This is a genomic window from Alcanivorax sp., from assembly GCF_014762765.1.
In the GTDB taxonomy this organism is placed as follows: domain Bacteria; phylum Pseudomonadota; class Gammaproteobacteria; order Pseudomonadales; family Alcanivoracaceae; genus Alcanivorax.
Genome location: NZ_JABURH010000149.1, coordinates 35717 through 42146 on the forward strand (window position 1 = coordinate 35717; position 6430 = coordinate 42146).

At 57.0% G+C, this 6430-nt stretch carries 6 protein-coding genes; 4 read left to right on the forward strand and 2 right to left on the reverse strand.

Annotation, left to right across the window (positions count from 1 at the left end; all coding sequences use genetic code 11):
• The first annotated feature begins 7 nt into the window (after positions 1-7).
• The 4 genes from HUJ17_RS10835 (at position 8) to HUJ17_RS10850 (ending at position 4128) form a co-directional block, all read left to right on the forward strand.
• A complete protein-coding gene (locus tag HUJ17_RS10835; RefSeq protein WP_290510703.1) occupies positions 8-655 on the forward strand; it encodes a hypothetical protein in 648 nt (215 codons plus the stop codon).
• Between the two features lie 134 nt (positions 656-789).
• Complete coding sequence (gene sohB / locus HUJ17_RS10840) at positions 790-1842, forward strand: protease SohB (protein ID WP_290510704.1); 1053 nt, start codon at positions 790-792, stop codon at positions 1840-1842.
• Positions 1843-2062: 220 nt separating this feature from the next.
• Positions 2063-3055 (forward strand): YhdH/YhfP family quinone oxidoreductase, encoded by a 993-nt coding sequence (locus HUJ17_RS10845; protein ID WP_290510705.1) that lies wholly within the window; start codon positions 2063-2065, stop codon positions 3053-3055.
• Positions 3056-3171: 116 nt separating this feature from the next.
• The gene (locus HUJ17_RS10850; protein WP_290510706.1) at positions 3172-4128 is read left to right on the forward strand and encodes a zinc transporter ZntB; all 957 of its coding nucleotides are present in this window, start codon (positions 3172-3174) and stop codon (positions 4126-4128) included.
• Between the two features lie 42 nt (positions 4129-4170).
• Here HUJ17_RS10850 and HUJ17_RS10855 read toward each other — a convergent pair whose 3' ends face one another.
• On the reverse strand, positions 4171-4662 hold the full coding sequence (locus HUJ17_RS10855; protein WP_290510707.1) for a DUF934 domain-containing protein: 492 nt from the start codon (positions 4660-4662) through the stop codon (positions 4171-4173).
• A complete protein-coding gene (locus HUJ17_RS10860; protein ID WP_290510708.1) occupies positions 4655-6301 on the reverse strand; it encodes a nitrite/sulfite reductase in 1647 nt (548 codons plus the stop codon). Before HUJ17_RS10860 ends, HUJ17_RS10855 begins: the two co-directional genes overlap by 8 nt.
• Between the last annotated feature and the right edge of the window lie 129 nt (positions 6302-6430).

The window sequence follows — 6430 nt, forward strand, 5'->3', positions numbered from 1 at the left end:
AGAACCAATGAACTACACACTCGCACCTCTGGTGATTTTTATCTTCAGCCTGGTTTTTGTCTTGCTTGGTGCCTGGGTGCTGCTTCGCCAGCAATGGTTGATGCAATGGCTCAAAGGCACCGCAGGGCTAATGATGGTGGGGCTGGCCATCTACCTGAGTCTGTTCGCACTGAATATCTATGGTTACCGGGAATACGCTCAAGAGGTGTCCGTAGCCACGGTCAGCTTCCGCCAGTCCGGTGACCAATCCTTTATCGCTACCGTAACCCGCACCGACGGCAGCACCGAGGACTTCCGCCTGAAAGGGGATCAATGGCAACTGGATGCTCGCATCATCAAGTGGAAAATGCCTTTCCGCCTGCTGGGCCTGCAGCCGGGCTACCAGCTGGACCGCATCTCAGGTCGCTACTACGCTCTTGAGGACGAACGCTCTCGGGACCGCACCGTCTACAGCCTGCACCGCGACCCTGTGGGTATTGATGTGTGGAAGATGGCCCGGGATGGCTGGAGTCTGCTGGTGGACGCCAGCTATGGCAGTGCTGCCTATTTGCCCATGGCTGAAGGTGCTCTGTTTGAGGTGAATGCCGGCCCCACCGGCCTGGTGGCCCGCCCCATGAACGGCAGTGCCCAGCAGGCTATCTCCGGCTGGGATTGAGGTTTTCCCGTCACCACAGCCCTCCCTGTGGTGACCGCCATACCCCATTGCGCCTCTCTTAGGTAGAATCATCCCACTTCTTTTCATCTGTCGCCCATAGACAGGTGCCAATCCCACGGACAAGCAGGTAACCAGTGATCGCGTTTTTATCCGAATACGGCATGTTTCTGGCCAAGGTCGTTACCCTGGTGGTAGCGATCTTGTTTGTGATCGGCGGTATCGCCGCCACCGCTTCCCGGGGCCGCAATAAGGCTGGCCAGGACGGGGAGCTGAAAGTGCGCCACCTTAATGAGGAATTCGAGGATCTCAAGGATTCTCTGGAAGCGGAAATACTGCCGGAGGCTCAGTACAAGAAAGTACATAAGGCCAAGCGCAAGCAGGAAAAGCTGGAAGCCAAGCAGAAGAAAAAGGCAGGAACAGAAGACAAGGTGGAGCCGCGTCTTTTTGTGCTGGATTTCGATGGCGATGTACAGGCCAGTGCAGTGGACCATTTGCGCCGGGAAATCAGTGCCGTGCTGCAAGTGGCCACACAGAATGACGAAGTGCTGGTGCGTTTACAGAGCCCCGGTGGGCTGGTGCACAGCTATGGTCTTGCAGCGTCCCAGCTGCGCCGTATCCGCAATAGCGGTATCAAATTGACCGTGACCGTTGACGAAGTAGCCGCCAGTGGCGGCTATATGATGGCCTGTATTGCTGACCGTATTGTTGCCGCGCCGTTTGCGGTGATCGGTTCCATCGGGGTGGTAGCCCAGATCCCGAATTTCCATCGTTTGTTGAAAAAGAATGACATTGACGTGGAGCTGATGACCGCCGGAGAGTACAAGCGCACTATGACCATGCTGGGTGAAAACACCGAGAAAGGTCGTGCCAAGTTCCAGGAAGAACTGGAAGAAACCCACCAGCTTTTCAAATCCTTTGTTCGTGACAATCGCCGAGGTCTGGACCTGGACAAGGTCGCCACTGGCGAGCACTGGTTTGGTACTCAGGCGAAGGAGCTGGGGCTGGTGGACGAGATCATGACCAGTGACGAACTGTTGCAACTGCGCCAGGGCTCCCACGCCCTCTATCAGGTACAGTGGGAAGCCAAGCGAAAGCTGGGCGAGCGGCTGGGATTCTCCCTGGAGACCAGCCTGCACCGTGCCGTGGAAAAGTTCTGGCACCGCGGCAGCCAGCGCCAGATTCACTAATGCCTAGCGATTAAAGCTTGCTGTAGGAGCGTCGCTGGCGGCGCGATAACTGAGCCAGCACCAGAAGCATTTCACCACAGAGGACATTGAGCACACAGAGATAAAACAGGTTTTCTCGGTGAACTCGGTGTCCTCTGTGGTAAATGTTTCTTCTTTTGACGTTGATGGATCACGCCGCCAGCGACGCCCCTGCAACTCGTAACTGAAAGGAGTTCTGACCATGAGTTTCCAAGCCCTGCTGACCCGTGAAACCGAGAACGGTTATGAAACCGCACTGGAAGAGCGCGAGCTGACTGATCTGGGGGAAGAGGGGGTATTGGTGCGAGTGCACTGGTCATCCCTGAACTACAAAGATGCGCTCTCTGCTACCGGTAATAAGGGTGTTACCCGTCAGTTTCCCCATACCCCGGGTATTGATGCAGTGGGTGTGGTTGAGGAAACCACGGACGGCCCATTCAGTGTGGGTGATACCGTTATCTGCACCGGTTATGACCTGGGCATGAATACAGATGGTGGTTACGGCCAGTACATCCGGGTGCCGGCGGAATGGCTGGTTCCTCTGCCTGAGGGCTTGGCACCCCGTGATGCCATGGTGCTCGGTACTGCCGGGTTGACGGCCGCCCTGTGCGTGGAGTCATTGCTTGATACCGGCCTGAATCCGGACCAGGGGCCGGTGCTGGTAACTGGTGCTACCGGCGGGGTGGGCAGCATCAGTGTGGCCATTCTGGCCAAACTGGGTTTCTCCGTGAGCGCAGTGAGTGGCAAGTCGGAATCACACCAGTGGCTCAAGTCTCTGGGGGCCAGTGAGGTGCTCAGTCGCGATAGCTTTCTGGAGAATGCCGGCAGTAAGCCCTTGTTGAAGGAGCAATGGGCTGGGGCGGTGGATTGTGTCGGTGGTGACATGCTGACCACCGCACTGAAAAGCCTCAAATATGGCGGCTGTGCCGCTTGCTGTGGGTTGGCGGCATCCCCCAAGCTGGAAATGACGGTGTTGCCCTTTATTCTGCGCGGTGTGAACCTGCTTGGCGTGGATAGTGTTGAGTTACCCTGTGAGATCAAGCAGCAGATGTGGCAGCTGCTCGCGGACGAATGGATGCCCGCGGATCTGTCTTTGCTGGAAGCGGATGAGGTCGAGCTTGATGGCGTAAACGCCTGGGTGGAAAAAATCCTCCAGGGCGGTGTTCAGGGGCGGGTGGTCGTGCGTTTGCCCTGAGCCATTAACGATTTCAGTGCCAGTGAAAAAAGCGCGGTTAAGCCGCGCTTTTTATTTGTCTGAAGAAACTTGCTGACGCATTCTATGGTTAACAAGGAACAGGGGCATTGGCCGCCATGAGTAATAACAACTGGCTGAAATTCGCACTGCAATTGACGGGTAAGGGTGGGGCGTTACCACTAGACTCGCAGCAACAACTGGCTGAAACACCTGGCTACTGGGTTCATCTGGATTATACCTGCGAAGAGAGTGAGCAGTGGTTGCAACAGCAGTCCGTTCCGCAGGCAGTTATTGCTGCGCTGACGGCAGCGGAAACCCGCCCTCGCGCATCGGAAGTGGCCGGCGGTGTGCTGGTGTATTTGCGAGGCGTCAACCTTAACCCCGGTGCACGACCTGAGGACATGATTGCTCTTCGCATGTGGGTGTCACCGGCCGGGCTTATCAGTACCCAGAAACGTACCCTTCTCAGTGTGGAGGCGGTACGACAGACTTTAGACAGTTGCCAGGGTCCAGAATCTATCAGTGCCCTGGTGGCTGAACTGATCGATCAGCTGATCTGGCGAATGGAGGAGGTGATCGAGAATCTGGAACTGGAAGTGGGAGAGTGTGCTCTGCAGCTGGAGGAATCCCCCACTGCCAGTCTTACGCCACATTTGAGTTTGTTGCGGCGCCGGGCAATTACCCTGAGGCGTTATCTGGCTCCCCAGCGCGAAGCACTAATCAAGCTGCAGAACGAAAGCCTGTTTGCCGCGGCGGATACCCTGTTGATCCGTGAAGCCACGGACAGGCTGCAACGTTTGCTGGAAGATCTGGATGCGGCCAGGGAGCATGCCACTCTGCTGCAGGAAGAGGTGTTTTCAGTTCAGAACGAGGCGATTAATGATCGTATGTACCTGCTGGCAATCATTTCGGCATTGTTTCTGCCGCTGGGGTTCCTCACTGGCCTGTTCGGTATCAATGTGGGCGGGTTGCCAGGCGTTGAGGATCCGAACGCCTTCTGGTGGTTCTGTTCCGGGGTGGGAGTGATTGCCGTTGGTGTCGCCATCTGGATGCGAAAACGCCGCTGGTTGTAGCCAGCGGCGCTCGGTATCTACCGTTGATGCACCTGTTGTTATTCAGGCCCGGCGGTAAATCGGTCTGGGGTCGTTCACATCAGCCTGGTAGGTGACGCTGAAGTCCTTCAGCCCATGCAGCGCTTCTTCGATGCTGCGGTCTGCACGGATTTCAAAGGCATTAAAGCCACAACGGGTCATGTAGAACAGCTGGTCACGCAACACATCGCCAGTGGCGCGGACCTCACCCTCGAAGTTGTAGCGTGTACGCAACTCACGGGCATAGGAGTAGCCACGACCATCCTTGAAGGCGGGAAAGTGAATCGCCACCAGTGGCAGGCTGGTCAGATCGTCTTCCAGGTCTTTGGGCTCTTCGCCGGGCGCCAGCCAAACGGCCACATCGCCACGGGCGATCAGGGCATCGCGGTTTTCCTGCCAATAGGCCAGCGGCACAATGATCTTGCCCTGTGCAGGTACGCCGTTTTCCAGAGCGTCTGCTTCCAGGCGCTGCCACTGGTTGTCCACGATGGCGCCATCAATGATTACCTTACCCATAGATGCGCTCCTTGAACGGTTCCATGCCAATGCGCTCGTAGGTGTCGATGAACGGCTCGTTTTCGAGGCGTTTTTCCACGTAGAGCTTGATGATGTTTTCAACCACATCGGTGATCTGGTCGGACTCGAAGGACGGACCCAGTTTCTCGCCCACGCGAGATTCCTTGTCGCCGCGGCCGCCCAGAGTGACCTGGTAGAACTCCTTGCCTTTCTTGTCCACGCCGAGAATACCGATGTGGCCAATGTGGTGGTGACCACAGGCGTTCATGCAACCGGAGATGTTCAGGTCGATGAGCCCAAGGTCGTGCACGTAATCCATGTTGTCGAAACGGCGCTGGATGGATTCCGCCACCGGGATGGATTTGGCGTTGGCCAGGGCGCACAGATCGCCGCCGGGGCAGGCCACGATATCGGTGATCAAGCCCAGGTTCGGGGTCGCGAAACCAAGAGCGTCCAGGGCTTTCCACAGGTCATAGAGGTCCGAGGCGGCCACATCCGCCAGTACCATGTTCTGCTGGTGGCTGTTGCGGAGCACGCCGAAGCTGTACTGGTCCGCCAGATCGGCAACGGCTTCCAGCTGCTCGTCGCTGATGTCGCCGGGTACCCGACCGGTTTTCTTCAGGGTCAGGGTAACCGCACGATAGCCGGGTTGTTTGTGTGCGCGGGTATTGGTGTGATACCAGCGGCTGAACGCCTTGTCCTCGGCCAGTTTGGCCTCCAGGGCGGCTGTATCCTCGGTTTGGTAGGCCGGGGCAGAGAAGCAGGACTGGATACGCTCCACTTCTTCTTTGGTCAGGGTCATCGGGCCGTTTTTCAGCTCGGCAAATTCCTGTTCCACCAGCTCGCGGTACTTGTCGGCACCCAGGGCCTTGACCAGGATCTTGATGCGGGCCTTGTACTTGTTGTCCCGGTTGCCGTACTTGTTGTACACCCGCAGGATAGACTCCAGGTAGGGCAACAGGTCCTGCCAGGGAACAAACTCGCCGATGACGGAGCCGGTCATGGGGGTACGGCCCAGGCCGCCACCAGCCCACACCTGGAACCCGGTCTCGCCGTTGGCATCGTGAACCAGTTGTACGCCGATATCGTGGACGCCAATCAGGGCCGGGTCCGCATCGGGTACCGCATTCACGGCAATTTTGAATTTGCGCGGCAGGTAGGCGAATTCCGGATTGAAGGTGGACCACTGGCGAATGATTTCACACCAGGGGCGCGGATCTTCAATTTCCTGCGGATTCACACCAGCAAATTCATCGGTGGTGATGTTACGGATACAGTTACCGCTGGTCTGAATGGCATGCATCTGCACCTCAGCCAGCTCGGCAAGAATATCCGGCACTTCTTCCACGGACGGCCAGTTCAGCTGAATATTCTGGCGTGTGCTGACATGGCAGAAGCCCTTGTCATAGGTGCGAACAATATGTGCCAGACGGCGCAGCTGACGGCTCGCCAGTAAGCCATAAGGAACGGAAATGCGCAGCATTGGCGCATAACGTTGAATATAGAGGCCGTTCTGGAGACGCAGGGCGAGAAACTCGTCTTCGCTCAATTCTCCAGCCAGATAACGGCGGGTCTGGTCGCGGTACTGCGCAACTCGCTCTTCCAGCAATCGCTGGTCATGTTCCTGATAGACGTACATGGGACCGATTCACCGTCCTTTATGCTTGAAATTCAACAAGTAAGCGTCGCCCTCGGGGGAGGGAGAGCGGCACTCTAACAAAGCGCCCTTATAGTGAAAAGAAATATCTTGGCATATCGCTATAACGGG